This window comes from Nocardiopsis nanhaiensis (assembly GCF_054778635.1).
Window position 1 is genome coordinate 1 of the sequence record NZ_BAAGZJ010000060.1, and the last position, 24,033, is coordinate 24,033.

Below are 24,033 nucleotides of genomic sequence, written 5' to 3' on the forward strand. Positions count from 1 at the left end.
CCAACGACGCCAACACCAGCGCCAGCTTCTCCGGATGCCCATGCGCCGGAACCACCACACTCACCGACAGCTCCGGAACCCACTCCCCCAACACCGCAGGCTCCAACAACGAATAATCATTCCGCCACACCCGGGGCTGGTCGGTGAAGTCCGCCTCGCCCCGGGGCAAGCGCTCTCCGGGGACGGCGGCTCCTCCGGCTCCGGTGCCCTTCTCCGGGCAAGTGCCGGAGGCCGGGAACGTGTGCTCGTCGGTACTGGTCAAGGGTGTCCCCCTGGGTGCTGTGCGGCGCCGATCGGCTGCTCCGCGGAGGGCGCGCCGCGTCCCAGCGGGGCGGGTTCACCTTCCAAAAGGGAGCTGGGCCGCCAACCGGACCACTGTCGGGCGTAGTTGTGCAGGAAGTAGGCCATGTCCTCGGACCAGGTGTGTCCGCCTCCAGTGCGGCGCAGCACGTAGCCCAGTCCGTGGGTGCGGTGGACGCGTCCGCCGCCACGGGTGACGGCGAGGAGCAGTTGGGTGTCGATGGCGCGCGGCAGGGGGCGGAAACCGCCGGTCTCCTCCAGCACCACGCGGTCGGTGAGGATGGTGCCCCCGGCGATGAAGCGGGTGGTGGTCTCCGCCTCCCGGCTGCGCCACACCGTGAGGTCGACCTCTTGGAGGTAGACGAAGTCCTGTCCGGTGCCGACCAGCTCGGCACCGGAGTAGGTGCGGGCGAGGACGAGGTCGGCCAGGTGTTCGGGGCCGTACCAGTCGTCGTCGTCCCACTTGGCGATCAGGTCTCCGGAGGCACGGGCGACGGTGTCGTTGAGGACCGCGCCGAAGATCCGCTCGGTGGGCGCCTCGTGCACGGTGATCGGCAGTCCGGTGGCCCGGTAGGCGTCGATGGCCGAGCGCACTTCGGGCAGGGTGGCGGTGAACCCGTGCAGGGTGAGGACGGCCTCCAGGTCGACACCGCGCTGTCTGGCGATCTGGGCCAGGGCGAAGCCGACCATCTCGGGGCGGCGGGTGCACAGGATGACTGATACCCGCGGCTGGGGCGGCACGGGGATCCCGGCCTCCGCCGCGAGGGACCGCCACCGGGTGCGCAGGCCGTGCGTGCGCAGGGCGGCGCGGCGCAGGCGGACGCTGTGCTCCTCGCGGGCGAGGCGGTCGGTGAGGTCGGTGTCGGTGGCCCCGGTGAGTAGCCCGGAGAGGGTGCCGCCCAGCCCCGAGGCCCAAGCGGGGACGGAAGAGCAGACCAGGGGGACGCCGCCGGCGGCCAGGGAGGCGACCGTGCGCACGGCGGCGTGGGGGCCGCTGTGCCCGGACCAGTCCACCCGGACGCCGCGCAGGTGCCGCAGGTGGGAGAGGTCGACGTCGGTGACGGTGCCGTCCTGGGCCACGCGGACCAGGACCTTCTTGCCCTCGCGGACGACGGCGCGATCGCCCTCCAGCGTGAGGTCGCCGAGGGGGCCGTTCTCGGCCTTGCCGAAGCCGGTGGGGTTGACGGTCGTCTCGTCGACGGGCGCGATGCGCTGGACGGGGTCGGTCCGCGGGACGGCGGCCAGCTGGGCGGCCCGGGCGCGGCCGTCCGCCCCGGTGATCCCGGCCCAGGAGTCGGTGTCGGTGGTCGTCCGTTCCAAGGCGGGCACCGACGCGTCGGACCAGGCGGGCGGGGCCTGGCCGTCGTGGATCCGCAGGGCGAGGTCGGCGACCGGGGTGACCCTGCGCAGCGGGACCGGCCCTTCGGCCGCCACGCCGTGGACGCCGGTGTCGCCGGGGCGCCACAGGGCCGCCTCCCGGCCGTTCACGGCGGCCAGGGGTGTGACAGCCGGGCCGCGGCGGCGCCCGCGGGTGCCGTGCAGCACCGCGTCCAGGACCGGGGCGGTCTCGGTGGCGTTGGGGAAGAAGAGCTCGCACACCCAGCCGCGGCGGTCCACCCGGCGGACCCGCAGCTCCTGGAGGTCGCGCCACTGCCCCATGCCGGGGCCGACCGGGATCGGCGGCTCCTGGTGCCCTGGCGTGGCCACCAGAGCCGCCACGACGTGCACGGCCCTGGGCAGGTGGGCGGCGGCGGTGAGGGTGCGGTTGAGGTCGGTGGTGGTGGCCGCGACCACTGCCACCAGCCCGGCCACCGCATCGCCGTCGAGTACGGGGGTGCCCAGCAGCTGGGCGTCCAGGTCCAGGAGCACGTCGCCAGGAGCGGTGGGAAGCCCGGCCAGTTCGGCGCGGGTGTCGGCGCCGGTGTGGCAGAGCACTGCCGGCTCGCGGCCGCGGGCGCGCAGGGCGTGCCGAAGGACGGTGGTGATCATCGGGTGGCCTTCGCTCGGGGTTCGGTGGCACTGGGCGGTGCGGCGGGAAGGTCGGGACGTGGGGTGCGCGGTACGGGACGGCCGGGACGGGAGCTGAGGGGCCGGGTACGGGTCAGGGGCAGTGGCGGGTGAACACGTGGGCGCCCTTCTCCGCCGGCTCCTCGGTGCGGCACAGGTCGGGGTGCTCGGAGAGCCAGCGTTCACCGAGCGCGCGCTCGTCGGGGCGGGCGGCGTCGTCAAGGACGACCACCGCGTCGGCGGTGCAGTGCGGCAGGAGGGCGGGGACCGCCGGGTACCTGGCCTGTGCACCGGTCGCTTTGGGAGGGCCGTCGATGAACAGGAGGCCGATGCCGTCCAGGTCGGTGAGGCGGGAGGCGTCGTACCACTGGGGGGCGGACTCGACGGGGTCTTCGGGGTCGAGGCCGGAGAGTTCGGCCTTGACCTCCGTGAGCGGGGCGTGCCGGATCTCGACGATGCCGTCGAGGCCGTGCGCGGCGACCAGGTCGCGGCTGAGGTCGGCGTACCGGGCCTCGTGCTCGATGGCGACGAGCCTTCCGGTGCCCGCCCGGCGCAGCGCGTATCCGATCCACACGCTGGAGGCCCCGCTGCCGCACTCGACGACCAGTTCGGGGCGGTCGCGGTCGATGAGCCGGACGAGTAGGCGCAGGACGTCCGGGGAGGCGGCCCAACCGCGCAGGGGCGGCATGAACGGGGCCACGTCCAGGTGCTCCCTCAGTTCGGCCCAGGCGACCTGCTGCTCGTAGTCGTCGCGGCCCTGCACGGTGACGGCGTGCTGGATCTCGCGGGTGGCCTTGGGCAGGGAGTGCTCCTGGAGGCGGGTGAGGCGGTCTCGGACGGCATCGAGGGAGCGGGTGGTCTCGAGCCGGTCCTGGCCGAGGACCTCGGTGACGCGCCGCGTGTGGCCGCTGACGGTGGTCGACAGGGCGCGCACGGACCGGTTGAGGCGCCACAGGCCCGCGCCGAGCGCGCAGACCAGCCCGCCCAGGAGGAGTATCGCGGTGACGATCGCTGCCTCCGCCCAGGTCAGTACCGAGAGCGCGCCCAGTGCCGTCGGTGCGGCGAGCACGGCGAGGCCGAGAACGGCGGCGACCGCCAAGAGGGGCCGGAGTCTGCGGCGAAGGGAGCGCACGGGGGACCTCCACGGGTGTCGTGGCAGTGGGATCTGGGGGAACCCCGTGACCGTTTAAATCCCGGGGCCCGTTCGACAGTAGCTCCTCAAAACACACCCGGGGCCTTTCACCGGGGAATTCGAAACCCGTGTGGCCATCAATTCCCCCGGCGTTCACCGACGCAACACCAGAATGTCGTTTACGGGCCGCGCACAATGCCTTCGAGCGTCCGTCGGCCTACCATCCGGTGGCCTGGACCAGCGTTTCCTCCATCACCGGCGCCAGGGTCTCGGCGTACGTGGCGGTGACGTGGGAGTGGTCCCAGAACACCATCACGTTGCCGACCACCGCGTCACAGGAGTGGTCGGGGCACACGTGTTCGGTGAGGTCGGCGAGGGTCACGTTGGGCGGCAGCTCGACCCGGGTGGCCGGGTCGACGTCCTCGTGGCTCTCGGACACCGGGACGGTGCAGCTCTCCAGCGGAGAGCTCTCCACGCACTCTGCGCCCTGGTAGGGCAGGCGGGGCAGGTCGCGGATACCGACCACGTCGATACCGAGGTCGTTCAGCCACCACCACACGTCGGTGTAGCCGGGGTGGACCTCGTCTGACGCCCGGGTGGACCTGGTCGAGGACAGCAGGGCGGCGTCGGGCTGGAGCTCCTCCAGCTCGGCCATGGCCTTGGCCTTCCAGGTCTCGCACTCCTCGAAGGGCTCGCCGTCGCGGTAGGACTGGTCCATGCCGAACGGGCAGCCGCTCTTGGTGAAGGAGACCAGGCGCCAGCCCTGGGCCTCGGCGGCCTCCGCGACCGCCGGGTACCAGTGCGCGGTGCGCGAGGCGCCTACCAGCGCGAGCGTGTGCTCGGCGTCGGTGGGACCGACATCGCACACCACCAGATCGTCCTCGGCCAGGTTGACGTGGCACCCCTGCTCGTGGTGCCAGGAGAGGTCCTGTTTGGCGTCGGCCGGGTCGGGGCGCACCGGAGCCTCCGGCAACACCTCGGACAGCTCGGGCGCGGAGACCACCTGCGCCCCCGGGTAGCTCTCCGGTGCCCCGGCTTCCTGCGCGCGGTCGACCCGTTCCCGGTCCAGCCGGTCGTTCCACATCACGGACGCGATCAGGACCGGGACGACCAGGGTCGCGGCGATGCCGATCGACCATCCGGGGGTACGGCGGCGGGCGGGCCGGGTGAACCGGTCCAGCCCGTTCTCGACCAGCCGGTGGGTGAGCCAGGCCATGCCTATCGACAGCAGCAGGACGCCCAGCCCGCCGAGCGGCGAGGCCAGGTGGCGGCCGGTGATCTCCAGGTAGACGACGAGGATCGGCCAGTGCCACAGGTACAGGGGGTAGGAGAGTTTACCCAGGGCGGTCAGGGGCGCCCAGGTGAGGAACCGGTCGGCACCGAAGCGGCTGCCGGTCGTGCCCGCGAGGATCACCAGGACGGCGGCGCCGGTCGGCCACAGGGCGATGTACCCGGGGAAGAGGGTCGAGACCGAGACGAGCATGCCGCAGGAGACCAGGGCGGCCAGGCCGAACCAGCCGAGGAGCACCCGCAGCCGCACGGGCAGGTTGATCCGGTGGATGACCAGGGCGAGGATCGCGCCCAGGGCCAGCTCCCACAGCCGGGCGCCGGTGTCGAAGTAGGCCCAGGCCTGGTCCTGAGCGGTGATGTGCACCGAGTAGGCCAGGGAGAGGGCGAACACGAGCGTGACCGTGCCGAGGACCGCCGCGCGCAGGGGCAGCCGGACCCGGGAGGCGACGATCGCGGTCAGGGCGAGCAGGACCGGCCACAGCAGGTAGAACTGCCCTTGGATGGACAGCGACCAGAAGTGCTGCACCGGACTGGCGGCGGCCTCCCGCGCCAGGTAGTCGACGGCGTTCCGGGCGAGGGCCCAGTTCTCGTAGTACAGGGCCGCGGCGCGCACCTCCGCGAGGATGTCGGCCCAGCGCGACCGGGGCAGCCAGAGGTACATCGCCGCCATGGTCGCGACGAGGACCACCACCACCGAGGGGATCAGGCGGCGGGCGAGCCGGGTCCAGAACGCGGCGAAGCGGATCCGCCCGTCGCGTTCCATGCCCCGGATCAGCGACCCGGTGATGAGGAAGCCGGTGAGCATCAGGAAGACGTCCACGCCGCCGGAGACCCGGCCGAACCAGATGTGGTAGACGGCTACGAGGAGGACGGCGACGGCGCGCAGCCCTTCGATCTCCGGTCGGAAGCCTCCCCCGCCCCGGTTCGTGCGGGCGGTGTCGGCTACGGACGGGATGTCGGGCGCCTTCACGGCGGGCGCCCCGGGCGAAGAGGTGTGCATGAGCGGTGGCGGCCTCGGGAGATCTACGGAGTTCCAGGGGATGATTCGCCGAACGATACTTATGGGGTGTTTTCCCACTCGAATTCGGCGATGAATTCTCGCCTTCCCCGATGCCCCACCGGTAAATGGCGGGCGAACTCCTGGACAACGCTTCCTGGAAGGTCGGCGACGGTTGCGACGACGGGCGGCCCGGCCAGGCTAAGACCGCCGCGCGCACACCGCCGGGATCGAGAAAACCCAGGAGTTTCCAAGTGAAAGGTGGTGATTCGGACGGCGGCCGGTGGGGAAGAGGAAGGAAGGAACCGGGTGGCACGGGTGCCGTAGTGGAAGCGGCGCCGAGCACACCGGAGGGTGTTCGGTTGGTGGCCTAGAGGCAGAACCCGCTGGCGGACACCGTCCCGTTTATTCCCGAAGCGGGCGCGAACGGCCTGACATCGGGTGTGCGGCCCCCTGGCTGATAGCTTGCTGCCTAGCGATCCCATCGCTGGTAAGCCCGACGAATCGCGTCATTGGAAAGGTGCGTCAGAGATGTCTGCGCCATACTCGCTTCCTGAACTGCCCTACGACTACGCGGCCCTCGAGCCGTGGATCTCCGGCCAGATCATGGAGCTGCACCACGACAAGCACCACGCCACCTACGTCGCCGGTGCGAACACCACGCTGGAGCAGATGGCGGAGGCCCGCGAAGCCGGAAACTTCGGCACCGTGAACCAGCTCCAGAAGAACCTCGCGTTCCACCTGGGCGGCCACGTCAACCACTCCGTCTTCTGGAAGAACCTCTCCCCGGAGGGTGGCGACAAGCCCGAGGGTGAGCTGGGCGCCGCCATCGACGACCAGTTCGGCTCCTTCGATGCCTTCCGCGCGCACTTCAACGCCGCGGCCACCGGCATCCAGGGTTCCGGCTGGGCGATCCTCGCCTGGGACGCCCTGGGCCAGCGCCTGATCATCGAGCAGCTGTACGACCAGCAGGCCAACATCGCCATCGGCACGCAGCCGCTGCTCATGCTGGACATGTGGGAGCACGCCTTCTACCTCCAGTACAAGAACGTCAAGGGCGAGTACGTCAAGGCGTTCTGGAACGTGGTCAACTGGGCCGACGTCCAGGAGCGCTTCGCCGCTGCCCGTGCGGGCAAGACCACGCTCGGCTAGAACCTCCGGGTTCTGACCGCTGCGGCGGGAACTGCCGAGGGCGGCACCACGCTTGTGGTGCCGCCCTCGCTGTGTGCCGGGGGTGGTTCCCGGCCGGCCCGGTGGTCGCTGTTTCGCCGGATCAGACGACCAGGACGTCGGGATGGCTCTCGACCGGTCCGTGGCGGTGCAGTTCGCGCCAGGCGCGGACCAGCCGCCACACCAGCTCCTCCCGGGTGTCGCGGTCGAAGGCCACCGGCAGACGGAAGTACTCGTCGTGCTGGCCACCCGTCGAGGACGACATCGCGGGTCCGGGCACCAGTCCGACGTCGTGGCAGAGCGCGACCTGGGCGAAGGCGCGGGCGTTGACCCCGGGCAGGTGGACCCACAGGGCCGCACCGCCGTCAGGGGCCCGCCATTCCCACTCCGGCAGGTCCCGGAGCAGCATCGACTCCATGTGCTCCAGCGCGACGCGTAGCTGCTCGGAGCGCTCGTGCGCGAGTTCGGCGTAGCGGTCGAGCAGGCGCACGGCGACTGCTTGGTCCAGCAGGGGGCTGGCCAGGTCGGCGAGGACCTTGCGGCGGCTCAGCCGGAGCGCCATCTCGGCGGGGGCGCGCAGCCAGCCGATGCGCAGCCCGGCCCACCCCACCTTGGACAGCGAGTCGACGGTGATGATCTCGGCGCCGCGCGGAGCGTACGCGGCCAGCGGAGCGGGTTCGTCGTCGGCGCGGATCCCGGTGTAGGCGCTGTCCTCCAGGACGGGCACCCCGTGGCGGGCCGACATCTCCCCCAGCTCGCGTCGGCGGGCCGCGGACATCATCGTGCCGGTCGGGTTGTGGTAAGAGGGCATGACGTACAGCAGGTGGGGCGCCTTCTCGGCGAAGGCGCGGCGCACCCCGTTGGCGTCGATCCCCTGGTCGTCCAAGGGAACCGGGTGGACGGTGGCGCCCCGGTCGCGGATGAGGTCCAGGCATCCGGCGAAGCTCGGGTCCTCGGCCACCACCGGCGAACCGTTGCGCAGATAGAGCTGCGCAACCATGGCGACGGCCTGGTGGGCGCCGGTGGTGACCACGATCTGGTCGGGGTTCGTGGGTAGGCCCTGGCGCTCGTAGTACTCGGCGATCGCCTCGCGCAGGGCGGGCAGACCGCGCGGGTAATAGGTGCTCTCGGCCATGAGTGCGGGCAGGTCCTCGGCGACCATCTCGCGGATGGCGGTCTCGACTTCGCCCAGCGCGGGCGTGTTCAGGCACGACGCGGAGATGACGGAGTCGTCGCTCTGGAGGAGGTTGCGGTACATGGGGTTGCCGTTGCCGTTGGCGGTCCACCCGTCCGCGCGCACGGGCGCCCTGGTGCTGCACACCCGGGTGCCGCTGCCCTGGCGGCTCTCGAGGATTCCCTCGTCGCGCAAGTGGTCGTAGGCGGAGACCACTGTGGTGCGGCTGATCCGCAGCGCGGTGGCGAGGTTGCGTTCGGAGGGCAGGCGTTCCCCGGGGACGAGGGATCCCTGGTCGACCAGCCCCCGCAGGGATGCGGCCAGGCGCCGGTAGAGCGCCCCGGTACCGCTGGACCAGTTGCCCACGAGGTCCACGAGTTCGTCGGTACGCCGAACAGGGTCCATTTCTCGCTCCATTGGCTCTATTCGCTCTCGACCCAGGCTTCGATACTGGCACTAGATCCACAGATACCACCAGAGCCAAAGTGGACCCTTTATCAAGGACCACTTGGATGAGGAGTTCCCATGCGTTCCCTGCTTTCCCGCCACACCCCCCACCACGTCGGCGCACGCACGAGGGCCGCCAGGATCCGTAGCTCCGCACCGGAACCGAACCGCCCCGCACAGTGGCCGGTCCTGGTGGAGGCCCGCACGGTGACCGGTGACCGCCGGTACCTCCGGTCCCTCGTCGCCGCGCTCCGGGAACAGGCTGCGCACCACTTGGGCCACTTAGCGGAGGTCCACTTCTCAGACGAGGGGGACCGCGTACACGTGGTGAACCTGTGGCGCTGCCCCACGGACCTTCGGTCCTTCGTGGAGGAGACGCACCGGGAGCTCCTCGCCTTCCGCACGGGGTCCGGCGGCTTCCCTACGGTCGAGCGGACCCTGTGGTGGTCCACTGCGGGTACCGGGATCACTCCGAAGGAGGCCGAGGAGCGCGCCGAGCACCTGCGTATGCGCGGCCCGGGCCCGAAGGCCTTCACCCTGGGCTCCCCGGTCCCCCCTCCGGCCTGAGGGGGCCGGTGCCCCCGGTCGGCCCGGGTTCGTCGTCGGGGCCCTGCCCGGCCACCTCCAAAGCCATCCGCTGGGCGTCGACGAGGGCGCACACGCTTTCGTCCTGCTGGTCGTGGGCGGCGCCAGCCACGATGATCCGGTCCGCGAGGCCGTCCAACCGCGCGGCGAGCTCGCGATCCCGTTCCTGGTCCTCGGCCCTGCGCACCTTGGCCGCGTAGGACTCCAGGACGCGGATGCGCGCCTCCACCCGTTCCACGTCGTAGAGGAGAGCCGCGCCGACGCGCTGGGCGGCCCTCCTGCTCCGTTCGCCCAGGGGCGTGGTCGAGTTCAGCCGGGCACGGGTCTGGGTCTGTTCGCACAGGCTGTCCGCGACCGCCCATTCGGACTCCGTAAGGACCACCCGGTTGCGGGGCCTGTCCAGCAGCAGTCCCCGCCGGTGGATCGGGGAGTCCAGCACGGTGTCCACCGCCCGCTGGGCCCGGGCGAGCATGTCGCTGGCCCGCCGGTCCAGCATGTCGGCACTGACGTAGCGGCCGCGGAACGCCTCGAGCGTGCGGTGGGCGCGGGCGAGCCTGACGGACCACCACACCTCGTGGAAGAGGCTCACCCAGGCAGCGCCGAACAGCAGGTGACCAGCGAAGACGACGAGCGTCAGCAGGGCCAGCCCCACGGATTCGGGGAACCAGACCCACAGTGACAGGGGCAGGCTCGTCACGGTCATGAGGCCCATGAGGAGCGCGCTCCGGGCCGCGATGTCCTCCCTGGTCAGCTCAGGTCCCGGGGCGGACCGCGACAGGTCCAGGGCCCCGCGCAGGCGGGCGGCCTCGTCCCGGGACAGTTCCGGGTCCACGGTCTCCCGCCTCGGCAGCTCTCCGGCGAACGGGACCCCTCCCAGATCTCCGTCGGCCGCCCGTTCCGCCATCCGCAGGAGCACCGCGCGGACCCGCACGCCGTGCTCTGTGACCACCCACGGCCCGTCCTGTTCCCGCCACCGGACCAGGCCGCGGCTTTCGAGGGCACGCGCCGTGTCCCTGGGTGTCCCCTCCGCCAGCTGGCGTGACCCGCTCCGCGGCTCCATGGGTACCGCGCCCCAGAGCACCCACCCCATGGGCTCGGAGAGCTGGACGGAGTGCCCGTCCGGAAGGAACACCCTCACGCCGTTCACCGCCCTTCGGCGCCCGGTTCCGCTGCCCCGTTACAGGACCGGGCGCACGGTTAGGGGACGGTGTACCCGGAACCTGCGGCGGGTTACCTTGTCCGAGGTATGGGCGGGCTCGGTGGCGCGGTCGCGGCGGAGCGTCCGGTGGCCACTCCGCCGAGCGGCCACCGGACCGTTGGTGGACCTGCGCTGCGGCGCCCGCCGACGGCCTCGTACCGGATCAGGACTGTTCGGTGTCCCCGGGGTCGGCGGGGGCGAGCGGGGCGCCCATGGCGTGGTAGCCGCCGTCGACGTGCATCACCGAGCCGGTGATCCCGCGGGCCGCGGGCGACAGCAGGAAGAGGGCGGGGCCAGCCACGACGGTGGTGTCCTTGGTGTCCCAGCCCAGCGGGGCGTTGTCGCCCCAGGAGTCGGCGATCTGCGAGAAGCCGGGGATGGACCCGCCGGCGAGGGACTTGATCGGACCGGCGGAGATCGTGTTGACGCGGATGCCCTGCGGGCCCAGGTCGCGGGCGAGGTAGCGCGCGGAGTTCTCCAGGACCGCCTTGGCCGAGCCCATCCAGTCGTAGACCGGCCAGGCCACGCTGGCGTCGAAGGTCAGGGAGACCACCCCGGCGCCGTCGGGAGCCTTGGCGAGCAGGTCGCGCAGGCCCACCGTCAGGGCGGACAGCGAGTATCCGGAGACGTGGATCGCCTTGGCCACGTCCTCCCATGCCGTGTTGAGGAAGTTGCCGCCAAGGGCGGACTCGGGTGCGTAGGCGATGGCGTGCAGCAGGCCGTCGACGTGGTCCCAGTGCTCACCGACCGCTTCGGCGGTGGCGGCGATCTGCTCGGGGTCGGTGACGTCCATGGGCAGGACGGCCACGGGCTCCTTGGGCAGCCGCTTGGCGATGCGCTCGCAGATGGAGAAGGCGCGGCCGGGCGGGTTGGTCAGGATCACCTCGTGTCCCTGGTTCATGGCTTCCTCCGCGATCGCGTAGGCGATGGAGGACTGCGTGGTGATGCCGGTGATGAGCAGGTTCAAGGGGTCCCCTGGAAGGCGGTGTACTGGCTGGCAGTGGCAACGTATCGGTGGGTGGCGGGCACGTCTGCCGTGGAAGGGCACAAAGAATCGGGCCCGGGTTTTGAAGGGGGTCGCCAGAGGGCGGTGCGGCCAGGTCAGGCACCCGGCCCCTCGCGGGCCGACCAGCTCCCGCCGAACTCCGCGGCCAGGCCCAGGCGGGCCGCGGCGGTGAACGCGCCGGGGGCCAGTGCTCCCATGCCCTCCGACAGCACGCCGACGAGCGGTCCCGCACCCATGTCGGGCAGGTCTTCGAGGTTGCAGCGCATGGCCAGGTCCACCGGTACCTGGGCGCTCGATGGTCGCGGCTCCGACTCCGATCCCGGCTCCGGCCAGGAGCCCACCAGGACCCCGGCCGGCGCGAGACCCCGGGTCCGCACCGCCTCGGCGGTCAGCGCGGTCGCGTTGAGCGTGCCCAGCCTCGGGTCGGCGACCACCAGGACGGGCGCGGCCAGCAGCACCGCCACGTCCGCGAGGGTCTCCCCCACCGCGTTCAGCCGCACCAAGAGCCCTCCGGCGCCCTCCACCAGCACCAGGTCGTGTTCCAAGACCAGCTGGCGGGCGAGGTCGGCGACCTCCCGTGCCTCGGGGCCCTCCCGACCGGCCCGGGCGGCGGCGCGCGCGGGGGCGAGCGGTTCCGGGTAGCGGGCGGTCTCGGCGACGGTGACGCCGGGGACCAGTCGGGCCACGGTCTCGGCGTCGCCCTCCTCACCCGGGCCGACCCCGGTCTGGGCCGCCTTGAGGACCGCCACGCTCCGGCCCTCAGCCAGGGCCAGGGCCGCAACGGCGGCCGTGGCCACGGTCTTGCCGACCTCGGTGCCGGTACCGGTCACCACCAGCACGCTCATCCCCGCACCCCTTCGTCTCCCCGGACTCCTCGGGTTCCCCGGGCTCGCCGGTCTCCAGTGTCCTCGTCGGCCGCCAGCGACGCCTTGACCGCTGCGACCATCCCCCGGGCGATCGCGGCGACGTCCGCGTCGGAGCAGACATAGGGCGGCATCGCGTACACGTGTTCGCGGAAGGGACGCAGCCAGACCCCTTCGGCGATGGCTGCCCGGGTGGCCTCGCCCATGCGCACCGGTCGGTCCGTCTCGATCACGCCGATCGCGCCGAGCACCCGCACCTCGCGTACGCCCGGCAACCCCTCGGCCGCGGCCAGTCCCTTCCGGAGCCCGGCCTCGATCCGGGCCACGTCGCTCCGCCAGTCGCCCTTGGTGAGCAGCTCCACTGAGGCCAGCGCGGTCGCGCAGGCCAGCGGGTTGCCCATGAACGTGGGCCCGTGGGCGAGCACCGGGACCTCTCCCCCGGCGATCCCCTGCGCCACCCGAGCCGTGCACAGGGTAGCGGCCAGCGTCATGTAACCGCCGGTGAGCGCCTTGCCCAGGCACATGACGTCGGGGACGACCCCGGCGTGGTCGGCGGCGAAAAGCTCCCCGGTCCGGCCGAAGCCGGTGGCGATCTCGTCGAAGACCAGCAGGACTCCGTAGGCGTCGGCAATCCGGCGCAGCTCGCGCAGGTAACCGGGGTGGTGGAAGCGCATCCCGCCCGCGCCCTGGACCACGGGTTCGACGATGATCGCGGCCAGCTCGTCGGCGTGCTCGCGGGCCAGCGCCTCGAAGGCCGCCAGGTACCCGGGGTCCGGCTCGGTGTCGAAACCGGCGGGCGGCGGGTCCGCGTACACCTGGCCGGGCAGGACGTCGCCCCACAGGGAGTGCATGCCGCCGTCCGGGTCGCACACGCTCATGGCGTGGAAGGTGTCGCCGTGGTAGCCGCCCCGCCAGGTGAGGAAGCGTCGGCGGCCGGGGCTGCCGGTAGAGCGGTGGTACTGGAGGCACATCTTCATGGCGACCTCCACCGACACGGATCCGGAGTCGGCGAGGAAGACGTGTTCCAGGCCGTCGGGGGCGATCCCGACCAGGGCTTCGCCGAGCTCGGCGGCGGGGGCATGGGTCAGCCCTCCGAACATCACGTGGCTGAACCGGTCCACCTGGGCGTGCACGGCGGCGTCGAGTTCCGGGTGGCGGTACCCGTGGATGGCCGACCACCAGGAGGACATGCCGTCGACCACGCGGTGGTGCTCGCCGTCCGCCCAGAGGGTCAGGTTGACGCCTTGGGCGTCGGTGACCACGTAGGGGGTCTCGGCGGCGGGGACGGTCGTGTACGGGTGCCACAGGTGCGCGCTGTCGACGGCGCGGATCCGGGCGGGGTGGGCCGTCTCGGTGCTCGTTCGGGACATGGTGCCCCATTGTTCCCCGCGCGCGGGCTCCGGCGCTCCATACGAGTAAGCCAGGAATAGCTGCGGAATCTTTGTGGGCTTCCACTGGTGACTCTCAGTCCCCGGACCGGCAGAGTCGTAACCGCCTCCCTGGCATGGGTTGGGCCGGGTCGCCCCAGCGGGATTGGCCGCCGCTGGGTCGACCCGTTTTCCGGCCGCGAGCCGGGTCGAGCCGCTTTCCGGCCACGAGCTGGGCCGGCTCCCCGTTTTGCGCCCGCTTTTTCCGTCCACGACACGAGGAGCCCGCACCCGCATGGAACGCCTCGACGCCGGTGCCCGCAGCGCCCACCGCCCGTGGACCCTGCGTGCCACCAGGCCCGGTCCCGAACCCGCTCCGGGGCCGCTGCCCGCCGGGCACCCCCTCGCCTGGTTGGACGGGGCCGCTGAGAGCCGGAACAAAGCCGGGCTGAGCCGCCGTACCGTGCCCCGGTCCCCCTCGGACGATGTGCTGGACCTGGCCGGAAACGACTACCTGGGGCTGATGCGCCACCCGGACGTGGTGGCGGCCGCAGCCGACGCGGCCCACACCTGGGGCGCGGGCGCGGGCGGTTCACGCCTGGTCACCGGTGACACGGAACTGCACGGTGAGTTGGAGCGCGAGCTGGCCGACTTCCACGGCGCGGAGGCCGCCCTGGTGTTCTCCTCCGGGTACGCGGCCAACTTGGCGATGGTGACGGCCCTGGTCGCCCCGACCGCGGACGAAGTGGAGGCGCCCTTGGTCATCTGCGACCAGTACAACCATGCCTCGCTCATCGACGCCACCCGGTTGGCCAAGGCCTCCGGCGCCCGGGTGGCGGTGTTCCCGCACGGTGACACCGAGCGCGCCGCCGAGCTGCTCTCGGAGGGCCGGGGACGGCGGCTCCTGCTCAGCGACACGGTCTTCTCGGTCGACGGGGACCTCACCGACGTCGACGCCTTGGCGAGGGTGGCGCGTGACCGGGGGGCCGCGCTGCTGCTGGACGACGCGCACGGGCTCGGCGTGGTGGGCCCGGGCGGGCGCGGCGCGGTGGGTGGTTCGGAGCTGGGCGGCGCAGACGACGTGGTGGTGTCGGTGACCCTCTCCAAGTCGTTGGGGTCGCAGGGCGGCGCGGTACTGGGTTCGCGCCGGGTGATCCGGCACCTGGTGGAGACCGCGCGCACCTTCGTCTTCGACACCGGGCTGGCCCCGGCCGCCGCGGGAGCGGCGCTGGCGGCCCTGCGCGTGCTGCGCGCCGAACCGGGTCGGGCCGAGGCGGTGCGCTCACGTGCCCTCGAACTGTCCGAAGGTATGCGCTCACGCGGGCTGTCGGCTAGCCGCCCGGACGCCGCGGTGGTGTCAGTGCTGGCTCCCTCGCCAGAAGAGGCCCAGGACTGGCGCGCGGCCTGCCTGGGGCTGGGGGTTCGGGTGGGGTGCTTCCGGCCCCCGTCGGTCCCGGACGGCCGGTCGAGGCTGCGCCTGACCGCCCGCGCCACCCTGGACGGCGCCGATGTCCGCCGCGTTCTGGACGTCCTCGCCGCGAACCGCCCCGGGTAGTCTGGCGGGTGGACTACTCGCCCTGTGGACCTGGGAGGCGGTAAGCGGCCGTGTCAGCGCGTGACGGTGAGCCCCCGGAGCCCGAGGAGACCCCCGAAGGCCCTGCTCCCTCGAGGAAGCACGGCGGAAAGGTCCGCCGCGGCTGGTTCGGACTCAAGCACGACCCCGCCAACCCGGACCCCGGCACTCCCGAGTCCGACGACCCGGAATCCGGACCCGGATCAGCATCCGACCAGTCCGACTCCGACGGCGGAGCAGGCACCCCCGAGTCCGACGGTCCCGAATCCGGTTCCGAGCCCGCTGCCAAGGGCAAGGCGCCCAAGCGGCGCCGCCGTGCGCGGATCACACTGGTCACCGCGTCCGCCCTTGTCCTGGTCCTGGTGGTCGCCCTGTCCGTGCCCACCACCCGCGACGGGCTGCTGCGCCTGTGGTGCGACGTCACCGACGGCGTGTGCCCCACTGAACCCCTGCCGCCGGTCACCGAGGAAGAAGAGGTGGACTGGCGGGTCCGCATGGAGCCGGAGGAAGCCGCCCTGTGGGGCAACTACGTGGCCCTAGGCGACTCCTACTCCTCCGGGGACGGCGCGGGCGAGTACGAGGAGGGCACCGCGGAGCCCGGCGAGTGCTGGCGCTCGGACAACGCCTACCCGCACCTCATCGAGGAGGAGTTCCCCTTCGAGGGCGCGCTGGCCTTCTACGCGTGCAGCGCCCACCGGGGCGCGCAGATGCTCGAGCAGATCGGCAGCCCCGAGTCCCAGATCGAGCGCGTCACCGAGCACACGTCCCTGGTGACGGTCGGTATCGGCGGCAATGACCTCGGGTTCATCCCCGTCCTGCGCACCTGCATCATGCGGATGCCGCTCCTGGAGCGGACCGGCTGCACGGACCAGGAGGACGAGGTCACCGAGAAGATGGAGGAGTTCGACGAGACCCTCACCGAGGTGCTCGCCGAGATCCGCGAACGCGGTCCGAACGCCCGCATCCTGGTCCTGGGGTACCCGAGACTGTTCCCCGAGGAACCGTCCGGCATGTACTACACCCTGTCCCCGAGCGACCAGGAGTGGCTGAACACGGTCGGCGAACGCTTCAACGACCAGATCCGGGACACCGCCTACACCGTGGACGGCGACGTGTACGGTTCCCGCCAGGTCGGCAGCGTGGAGTACGTCAACGTCTTCAGCGCGCTGAGCGGCTACGAGGTCACCGAGGACGACGCCTGGTTGAACGGGATCGTCCTGGGTGAGCTGGGCGAGGGCATGCAGGTGGACCGCGCGAGCTTCCACCCCACCGCCGAGGGCCAGAACTCGATCGCCGAGCGCGTGCGCCTCCAGGTCGAGGAGGGGCCGGAGCGGGCCCTGTACGCGTCCAGGGAGATCCTGGAGAACGCGAACGACGATGTCCTCACCACCGAACTCGGCGGCCCGCTGGACCCGGTCCACAGCGACGACGAAGACAACGACGACGAGGACAACGGGGACGTCGGGGACGTGAACGGCGACGAGGACGACGCCGACTCCTAGCCGGGTCGGCGGCGCTTAGCGTTAGCGGCGGAATGGTGCGGATTTCCCTGCTGGTGCGGGTGGTTTCCCCGTTTCCTGCCGCTTGATGGTGGCCGTCTCCGCTGCGCGCCTCAAGGTCGTCGCCATCGAGCGCTTCGCGCGTCAGTGGCGCTCCACCTTGACCCGCTTCGCTGCGACGGCGGGTCGGCGGCTATCAGGAAACGGGGGACGTGTGGTCGGGGAGGCGACGGGCCCGTTGGCCCGGAGGGCCCAACGGCACAAGCACGGCCTAGCGGCCGTCAACCGCCACTCCGCCGGAGCGGTGACGGCTGGGGGTGTCGCGGCTGGTCCTGGTGTGCGGCGAACTGCCCCGGCCTTCGGCCTGGGGGCCGATTCCTGCCCCTGCGCCGGAGCTGTGACGGGTCGGGTGTCACGGCTGGTCATGGTGTGTGGCGGCCCCCGGTCGGTGGGTGGGGGCTGGTGTCTGGGGGCCGGTCGGTACCTGGGCGTGGGTGACCCCCCTGTTGGAGGCAAAAACAGGGGCGAGCGTGACTCTAGGACCAGGGCTCACCCACGGCCTCGGGGGTGGCGGGGGCTCGGGCCAGGGGCCCGGGTCGGTTTCTGGCCATGCGGGGATAGAGACCCGGCGCAAGCGGGTGGGGGCTTTGTTGGGGGTGGACGGTTACGGGTGCGGTGCTGGGGGTGGGTCCCCGTCCGTATCCGAGACCCCATCGCCATCCCGGTTTCCGGTGCGGCTTCGGTTGCGGCCCGACCACATCCGGCGGTCGGTGCGCACCGCCCACCGGTGCTTGATCTGGTTATGGGTCGCGCACAGGGGTTGGATGTTGGTGGCGCTGGTGGTGCCGCCCTGCCAGAACTCCACGATGTGATCGGCCTGGGTCCAGGGCAGGGGTACGTCGCACCCGTGCTGCCAGGCGCAGGACGTGTGGCCGTGGAAGGCGGCCGCCCGGATCTTGGGCGGAGCCAACCGGCAGGAGCGGCCCACATCTAACACCTGCCCGCTCTTCTGCTCCACCACCAGGCGGCGCACCCAACTCTGACCGATCAACTCGCGCACCACCGAGATCGGCACCACCTGCCCGGTCTCCGTCGTCGCGGGCCCGGAGTCTTCGGCGGTCTCGTCCCCGGCCAGGCTGCTACCGGGCACGGTGATGTTGATCAACGCCGTCGCCGTGCTCGGGGTGTGGCACCCCTGGTGGGACTGGGCGAAGCCCAACGCGGACATCAGCGCGTCGTAGGTGCGCTCGTACTTGGACAGCCCGTCCTGGGGGTGGAAGGGCACCTGGAAGTTGTCCAAAGCCACCTGGACCTTCAACGCATCGGCGGGCGAGCCCCACATCTGCAGCAGGAACGTGCGGTCGAAGGTGGTGACCAGCTGGGCACCCCGGGCGGCGTGGGCGGCCTCGTGGTCGGCCTCCACCTTGCCCGGGTTCAGGCGCAGGCACAGCTGGTGGGCCAAGCGGGTGATCTGACCCACCGACATGTTCGGGCGCGACTCTTTGAAGTCCAGGATCCCGCATTCCATTTTCGCGCGGAACAGCTCCGCATCGGGGTGGTCGCCCTTCTGCCTTTTCTCCACCCCAGCGTCGGCGCCCTTGATGACGGCGGCGGCCTCACCCACCGACAGCACCCCGGAGTGCAACGCCTCCATGGTGGGGGCCATGTCCTGGCGGAATTGCGCGCGCCCGATCAGGGCCAGGTCGTTGGCCTGGGCGGCGGGAATGCCGAAGGCGTGGCGCAGCCACGCCTCCAGGCTCTTCTGCCCGCCCTGCTCCAACAACTGCCCGGTGGCCTCCAGCTGCGCCAGCCGCGCAGCCATGCTGATTTTGATCTGGTCGAGGTGTTCCCACACCCGGGTGGCCTGGTCCAGCACCTCACCCGCCGCTCCCAGGGGCACGTCGCGGTCGAAGAAGGAGGTGGTCTCGTCCCGGGCAGCGGCCACCGCGGTATCCACCGGGGTGTGCCCGGTGGTGGTGGGTGCTTCAGGAGAGATCGCCATTCTTCCATTATAAACGAAACAACCCAAGAAAGGGAGTGTTGCCGGCGGTAACCTCGGAAGTGATTCCGTCGAAGGATCCGAAGTTGCCCTTTTCGTTCGCCTATTTCAGGCCGCCTGGTTCGGCATTTATACCCACCTGGAATTCCAGGTTTCTAAGTTCCTTTTTCGCCGCGCGCATGGACCGGCCGCGACACCCCCAGCCGTCACAGCTCCGGCGCAGGGGCAGGAATCGGCCGCCAGGCCGACGCGGTTACTCGGCCGGTGCCCGGCCGAAGGCCGGACCATCGCCTCCCCGACCACACGTCCCCCGTTTCCTGACTGCCGCCGACCCGCCGTCGCAGCGAAGCGGGTCAAGGTGGAGCGCCACTGACGCGCGAAGCGCTCGATGGCGACGACCTTGAGGCGCGCAGCGGAGACGGCCACCATCAAGCGGCAGGAAACGGGGAAACCCGCACCAACAGCACCCCCCACCCACCGCGGCCCAGTGCTACACGCCAGCACCCGGCCGCCGCCCCAAGCTAGGAGCCTGTCCCCGGATGAGGCCCCACCCCGGTGAGGCCCCTCCCCCACTGCCCAGGCACACGACCGTCCGTCCCCGGAGCCCAACACGGGGGTAGCCAGCCCCGGATCCCGCCCCTGTCCCGAAAGCGGCATGGCTGTGCCCCGCCCCGGATCCCTCCGAAGCGGGGCACTCGCCGTCCCACACGGTGACGATGCGCCTCATCCCCTGCGCGTCACCGCTGCTCGGACCATGCGCGTCACCGCTGTTCGGACCGTAGCTCCGCGAGGACCTCGCCGAAGCGGTCCAGCCCCCAGTTGAGGTCCTCCTCGCTGATGATGAGCGGCGGCGACATCCGCACGGTCGACCCGTGTGTGTCCTTTACCAGGACCCCGCGTTCGGCGAGGCGCTTGCACAGCTCCTTGCCGGAAGCGAGCCCGGGGTCGACGTCCACCCCCGCCCACAGGCCGATGCTGCGCGCCGACACCACTCCTGCGCCGACGAACTCGTCGAGCCTGCGGCGCAGGACCTCCCCCAGCTTCCGGGCGTTCTCCAAGTAGGGGCCCTCGGTCAGCATCCGGACGACCGTGTGCCCCACCGCCCCGGCGAGCGGGTTGCCACCGAAGGTGCTGCCGTGCTGGCCGGGTTGGATGACGCCGAGGACGTCCTCGTCGGCGACCATCGCCGAAACGGGCAGGATCCCGCCGCCCAGCGCCTTGCCGAACAGGTAGGCGTCCGGCACGACACCGGTGTGCTCGCAGGCCTTGACGGTGCCCGTGCGTCCCAGACCCGACTGCACCTCGTCGGCGATGAACAGCACCTGGTTCTCGTCACAGATCTCGCGGACGCGGGGCAGGTAGTCCGCGGGCGGCACGATCACGCCGGCCTCGCCCTGCACGGGTTCGATGAGCACAGCCACGGTCGTGTGGTCGATGGCCTCCTCGATGGCCTTCGCGTCCCCGTAGGCCACCGAGCGGAAGCCCGGGGTGTAGGGGCCGAAACCGGTCTTCGCCTCCATGTCGGAGGAGAAGGAGATGATGGTCGTGGTCCGACCGTGGAAGTTGGCGCCGGCCACGACGATGGTCGCCTGGTTCTCCGCGACTCCCTTGACTTCGTAGCCCCACTTGCGGGCCACCTTGATGCCGGTCTCCACCGCTTCCGCGCCGGTGTTCATCGGCAGGACCTTCTGTTTGCCGACCATGTCGGCGAGGGCGCTCACCCACGGGCCGAACTGGTCGTTGTAGAAGGCCCGGCTGGTCAGCGTCACCCGGTCGAGCTGGGCGTGCGCGGTCGCCAGGAGGTCGGGGTTGTGGTGGCCGAAGTTCATCGCCGAGTACCCGGCGAGGCAGTCGAGGTACCGCTTTCCCTCCACGTCGGTCACCCAGGCGCCACGGCCTTCGGCGATCACCACGGGCAGGGGTGAGTAGTTGTGTGCGGATCTCGACTCCGCGAGTGCGATGTGGTCCGCGCTGGTGAGTGCCTGGCCGCCGGGGTTTCCGGCGGAGTCCTGCTGTCCCAGGTTCTGGGTGGTCATCTAGCAGCTCCGATCACCATTGACCGATGTCAGACAGTAGATACCCACCGTGAGGCGCGGTAGCGCCCCGACGGCGGAGATCCCCCAGGAGTTGAGCAGATGATCCGGTGAGCACACAAGGGGTGGCGGATGTCACCACCACTAGTCGGGGCCCGAAATCCGCGCGGCACCAGAGCCCGCACATGCCCTGAGCGGGCACGGTTCATGCCCGCCAGCACGAGCGTTACGCGGGGTGATTACGCAGGTGACGCGGTCCACAGCCCCAGTCGCGATCGCAGTGCTTCCCGACGGGTACGGTCGCTCCTACCAGCCACAGCCGCCGCGAGCGTTTCCGCCGAGGACGGCAGTCTTTCGATCGTCAGGGAGGTCAGACGTGCCCCGTCACGCGTCACCGGACACCCCCTTCTCCCTCGCCGGCCTCATGGCGGCGGTGGCCGAAGCCGTGCCCGACCGGACCGCCTTGGTCGCCGGGCCCCGTCGGCTCACCTACCGCGCCTTGGACGAGCGGTCGACGCGTCTGGCCCGGCACCTGGTCGAGGTCGGTATCCGCCCCGGTGAGAACGTGGCGGTCCTGTCCTTCAACCGCGTCGAGTGGGTCGAGTCCTTCGTCGGTGTGCTGCGGGCCGGCGCGGTTCCGGTCAACGTCAACTACCGGTACGTCGCGGGCGAGCTGGGACACGTGCTCTCGGACTCGCACTCGGTGGCCCTGATCGCCGAGGACTCCCTGGCCGCGACGGTGTCCGGGGTCCGCACGGACCTGCCCCGGCTGCGGCACGTGCTGCTGCTCGAAGACGGTTCGGAGCGCGACGCGTCCCTGGCGGGTACGGACTACGAGGCAGCGCTGGCGGCACAGGACGCCGACGGCTCCGATGTCGCACTGCCCGAGACCAGCGGCGAGGACCACTACCTCCTCTACACCGGCGGCACCACCGGCTATCCCAAGGGTGTGCTGTGGCGCCAGGCCGACATCTTCCGCGCCGCCGTGGAGCGGCGCGCCCCGGGCGCCCCCCGTGCCGGCAGCCTCCGCGAGGTGGCGGACCGCGCGACCGCCTGCTTCCCGCAGCGGATGCTGGTGCTCGGGCCGCTGATGCACGCCGCCGGGCAGTGGAACGCGCTGAGCATGCTGCTGTGCGGCAAGCGCGTGGTGCTGTCCACCGACCGCAGCTTCCAACCGGGCCGGGTACTGGAGCTGGCGCACCGCGAAGGCGTGCACGCCCTCCAGCTGGTGGGCGACGCGATGGCCCGCCCGCTGGCCCGGCACCTGCTCACCGAGCCGTCGCTGTGTCCCGACCTCACCTCGGTGCGGTCGGGAGGCACCCCCCTGACCCCCGCGGTGCGCGGGCTGTGGCGTGCGTGGCGCGAGGACATCACGCTCGCCGACTCCTACGGGGGTTCGGAGACCGGTGTGTGCGGTTCGGCGACCGTGCCCGACGAAGAGGTCACCGTCGCGGTCTCCGCCGACCGGCAGAGCTTCACCATGGGCGGCAGCATCTCCGTGCTCGACGACGCGCTGCGCCCGCTGCCCCCGGGCTCGGTCGAGGTCGGGCGCATCGCCCGGACCGGGCGGATCCCGCTGGGCTACTACAACGACCCGATCACGACCGCGCGCACCTTCCCCACGGACGGGGAGGGTCGGCGCTGGGCGCTGTCGGGGGACTACGGCACCCGGGCGGAGGACGGATCGATCGTTCTGCTGGGCCGGGGCAGCGTGGTCATCAATACTGCCGGGGAGAAGGTCTACCCCGAAGAGGTGGAGGCCGTACTCAAGGCCTACCCCGGGGTGGAGGACGTGATCGTGGTCCCCGCGCCGGACGAGAGGCTCGGGCAGCGGGTGACGGCCCTGGTGTCGCTGGCCCAGGACGCGCACCCGGACGAGGACGCGCTGCGGGCGCACTGCCGTGTCCGGCTGGCCGGCTTCAAGGTGCCCCGGACCGTGCACTTTGTGGACCGGGTGCGGCGCACCGCGGTGGGCAAGCAGGACTACCGGTGGGCCTCGTCGGTGGCCAAGGACGGTTCCGGGAGCGCGTCCCAGCCCCTGTTCGACTCGCTCCCGCGCTGAATCCGGCCCGTCTCCCGACCTGAGGTCGGCTCACCCCCGATCTGACCTTTCGGACTCAGGAGATTCCGCAACGCACCCAACCGAAACCAACGGCCTGAATGCGCTCACACGCCTTTCCTCCTCCCCGGCGACGATAGACTTGGCGCTGCCCGGCCCTGGGCCTCATCACCCCTTCTCCCCCGTGGCGCGGCCGGGCGGCAAACCCACGCGCGGACGTCGGGCCCGGTAGCCGGTGGCGGTCGCCCGCACGGACCTGCGCGGACCAGCACCCCTTTGACTCTCCGGTCTCCCGTACGGAACCGGTGGCACCATCAGGACGGAGGACGGCGCCCCCTCCCGGGACTCCCCGGGCCCGCGCCCGACAACATGGCCAAGTCAGCAGGCTCCTACATCTTCAATTTCGTGCGCGGCGGGGCCGTGGGCACATCCGAGGCTCTGCCCGGCATCAGCGGCGGCACGGTCGCGCTGATGGTCGGCCTCTACGACAAGCTGATCGGCGGTGCCGGAAACGCTGTCAGCGGCATCAAGCGGTACGTCACCGACGTGCCGCGGGGCCGCGGCAAGGAACGTGCCAGGGAACAGTTCCGCCAGGTCGACTGGTCCGTTCTCCTGCCCGCCCTGATCGGTATGGGTGTGGCCCTCATCCTGGCCGCGATCTTCCTCGCCCCACTGGTCGAGGTCTACGACCAGTACGCCTACGCACTCTTCTTCGGACTGGTCCTGGCGTGCCTGTACATCCCCTACACCACTGCGGGCAAGCGCTGGCAGCCCTGGCACTACCTCGTCGCCCTGGCGTTCGCCGCGCTGGCCTTCTTCCTCACCGGCCTGCCGGGCGCCAACCTGCCCACGCACCCGGTGGTCGTGTTCTTCGCCGCCGCCGTGGCCATCTGCGCCCTGGTCCTCCCGGGTATGTCTGGTTCGTTCATCCTCCTGACCCTGGGCCTGTACGAGCCCACCATGGCCGCCCTGCGCAACGTCGACATCCCGTACATCACCGTGTTCGTCCTCGGCATGATCACGGGACTGGCCCTGTTCGTGAAACTCCTCCAGTTCCTGCTGGAGAACCACCACCACATCACCCTCGTGGTGCTGACCGGGCTCATGGCGGGTTCCCTGCGCGCCCTGTGGCCGTGGCAGGACGACCAGCGCAGCATCCAGCCGATGACCGACGTCCCGGTCACGGTCGCCTTCGCGGCGGGCGGCTTCGTTGTCGTCGTCGGCATGATCGTCTGGGAGCGCCGCAAGCACGCCCAGCAGGAGGCCCTCGAGGAGCGCGGCGACTTGACGGTCCACTAGAGTCGGTACCGCCACAGACGCATACGGATGCCGGG

At 71.3% G+C, this 24,033-nt stretch carries 16 protein-coding genes and 1 pseudogene; 6 read left to right on the forward strand and 11 right to left on the reverse strand.

The annotated features are described in order from the left end of the window. The 4 genes and pseudogenes from ACYVD1_RS24160 to ACYVD1_RS24175 form a co-directional block, all read right to left on the reverse strand. A pseudogene (locus ACYVD1_RS24160) lies at positions 1 to 262 on the reverse strand (glycosyltransferase family 2 protein); the annotation flags it as partial. Beyond that, positions 259 to 2,289 (reverse strand): glycosyl transferase family 2, encoded by a 2,031-nt coding sequence (locus ACYVD1_RS24165; protein WP_460776777.1) that lies wholly within the window; start codon positions 2,287 to 2,289, stop codon positions 259 to 261. The gene ACYVD1_RS24165 and the pseudogene ACYVD1_RS24160, both read right to left, overlap by 4 nt. Before the next feature lie 112 nt (positions 2,290 to 2,401). Further along, a complete protein-coding gene (locus ACYVD1_RS24170; RefSeq protein ID WP_460776778.1) occupies positions 2,402 to 3,439 on the reverse strand; it encodes a class I SAM-dependent methyltransferase in 1,038 nt (345 codons plus the stop codon). A gap of 217 nt (positions 3,440 to 3,656) precedes the next feature. Continuing rightward, positions 3,657 to 5,729 carry an acyltransferase family protein gene (locus ACYVD1_RS24175; RefSeq protein WP_460776779.1) on the reverse strand — a complete coding sequence of 691 codons (2,073 nt, stop codon included), beginning with the start codon at positions 5,727 to 5,729 and terminating at the stop codon, positions 3,657 to 3,659. Positions 5,730 to 6,257: 528 nt separating this feature from the next. Between ACYVD1_RS24175 and ACYVD1_RS24180 the strand changes: the two genes are divergently transcribed. Continuing rightward, positions 6,258 to 6,878 (forward strand): superoxide dismutase, encoded by a 621-nt coding sequence (locus ACYVD1_RS24180; protein ID WP_460755130.1) that lies wholly within the window; start codon positions 6,258 to 6,260, stop codon positions 6,876 to 6,878. A gap of 121 nt (positions 6,879 to 6,999) precedes the next feature. Here the strand turns inward: ACYVD1_RS24180 and ACYVD1_RS24185 are convergent, their stop codons facing one another. Next, positions 7,000 to 8,475, reverse strand: coding sequence for an aminotransferase-like domain-containing protein (locus tag ACYVD1_RS24185; RefSeq protein ID WP_460776780.1), 1,476 nt, complete (start codon positions 8,473 to 8,475; stop codon positions 7,000 to 7,002). Between the two features lie 120 nt (positions 8,476 to 8,595). On the opposite strand from ACYVD1_RS24185, the gene ACYVD1_RS24190 reads away from it, so the two are divergent. Then, positions 8,596 to 9,084: a DUF3291 domain-containing protein gene (locus tag ACYVD1_RS24190; protein ID WP_460776781.1), complete on the forward strand. Its 489-nt coding sequence runs from the start codon at positions 8,596 to 8,598 to the stop codon at positions 9,082 to 9,084. On the opposite strand, the gene ACYVD1_RS24195 is transcribed toward ACYVD1_RS24190, so the two are convergent. The 4 genes from ACYVD1_RS24195 to ACYVD1_RS24210 all read right to left on the reverse strand — a co-directional run bounded on the left by ACYVD1_RS24195 (position 9,050) and on the right by ACYVD1_RS24210 (position 13,539). Continuing rightward, positions 9,050 to 10,240: a hypothetical protein gene (locus ACYVD1_RS24195; RefSeq protein ID WP_460776782.1), complete on the reverse strand. Its 1,191-nt coding sequence runs from the start codon at positions 10,238 to 10,240 to the stop codon at positions 9,050 to 9,052. The two genes, ACYVD1_RS24190 and ACYVD1_RS24195, sit on opposite strands and share 35 nt — an antisense overlap. A gap of 223 nt (positions 10,241 to 10,463) precedes the next feature. Continuing rightward, positions 10,464 to 11,267, reverse strand: a complete 804-nt coding sequence (gene fabI, locus ACYVD1_RS24200; RefSeq protein ID WP_460776783.1) for an enoyl-ACP reductase FabI — start codon at positions 11,265 to 11,267, stop codon at positions 10,464 to 10,466. A 134-nt stretch (positions 11,268 to 11,401) separates the two neighbouring features. Next, on the reverse strand, positions 11,402 to 12,151 hold the full coding sequence (gene bioD / locus ACYVD1_RS24205; protein ID WP_460776784.1) for a dethiobiotin synthase: 750 nt from the start codon (positions 12,149 to 12,151) through the stop codon (positions 11,402 to 11,404). Then, positions 12,148 to 13,539, reverse strand: coding sequence for an adenosylmethionine--8-amino-7-oxononanoate transaminase (locus ACYVD1_RS24210; protein WP_460776785.1), 1,392 nt, complete (start codon positions 13,537 to 13,539; stop codon positions 12,148 to 12,150). The genes bioD and ACYVD1_RS24210 overlap by 4 nt, the downstream gene beginning before the upstream one ends. Before the next feature lie 292 nt (positions 13,540 to 13,831). Here ACYVD1_RS24210 and ACYVD1_RS24215 point away from each other — a divergent pair, with 292 nt between their 5' ends. Together ACYVD1_RS24215 and ACYVD1_RS24220 are read left to right on the forward strand one after the other, a co-directional pair. After that, positions 13,832 to 15,091 (forward strand): aminotransferase class I/II-fold pyridoxal phosphate-dependent enzyme, encoded by a 1,260-nt coding sequence (locus ACYVD1_RS24215; RefSeq protein WP_460776786.1) that lies wholly within the window; start codon positions 13,832 to 13,834, stop codon positions 15,089 to 15,091. A 50-nt stretch (positions 15,092 to 15,141) separates the two neighbouring features. Beyond that, positions 15,142 to 16,611: an SGNH/GDSL hydrolase family protein gene (locus ACYVD1_RS24220; RefSeq protein ID WP_460776787.1), complete on the forward strand. Its 1,470-nt coding sequence runs from the start codon at positions 15,142 to 15,144 to the stop codon at positions 16,609 to 16,611. Positions 16,612 to 17,272: 661 nt separating this feature from the next. Here the strand turns inward: ACYVD1_RS24220 and ACYVD1_RS24225 are convergent. Both ACYVD1_RS24225 and rocD read right to left on the reverse strand, forming a co-directional pair. After that, positions 17,273 to 18,610 carry an HNH endonuclease signature motif containing protein gene (locus ACYVD1_RS24225; protein WP_460776788.1) on the reverse strand — a complete coding sequence of 446 codons (1,338 nt, stop codon included), beginning with the start codon at positions 18,608 to 18,610 and terminating at the stop codon, positions 17,273 to 17,275. Positions 18,611 to 19,368: 758 nt separating this feature from the next. Continuing rightward, complete coding sequence (gene rocD, locus ACYVD1_RS24230; protein ID WP_460776789.1) at positions 19,369 to 20,643, reverse strand: ornithine--oxo-acid transaminase; 1,275 nt, start codon at positions 20,641 to 20,643, stop codon at positions 19,369 to 19,371. 373 nt (positions 20,644 to 21,016) lie between these two features. Here rocD and ACYVD1_RS24235 point away from each other — a divergent pair, with 373 nt between their 5' ends. Both ACYVD1_RS24235 and ACYVD1_RS24240 read left to right on the forward strand, forming a co-directional pair. Then, positions 21,017 to 22,702 (forward strand): acyl-CoA synthetase, encoded by a 1,686-nt coding sequence (locus ACYVD1_RS24235; RefSeq protein ID WP_460776790.1) that lies wholly within the window; start codon positions 21,017 to 21,019, stop codon positions 22,700 to 22,702. 366 nt (positions 22,703 to 23,068) lie between these two features. Then, positions 23,069 to 23,998, forward strand: coding sequence for a DUF368 domain-containing protein (locus ACYVD1_RS24240; RefSeq protein ID WP_460776791.1), 930 nt, complete (start codon positions 23,069 to 23,071; stop codon positions 23,996 to 23,998). Positions 23,999 to 24,033: the final 35 nt, after the last annotated feature.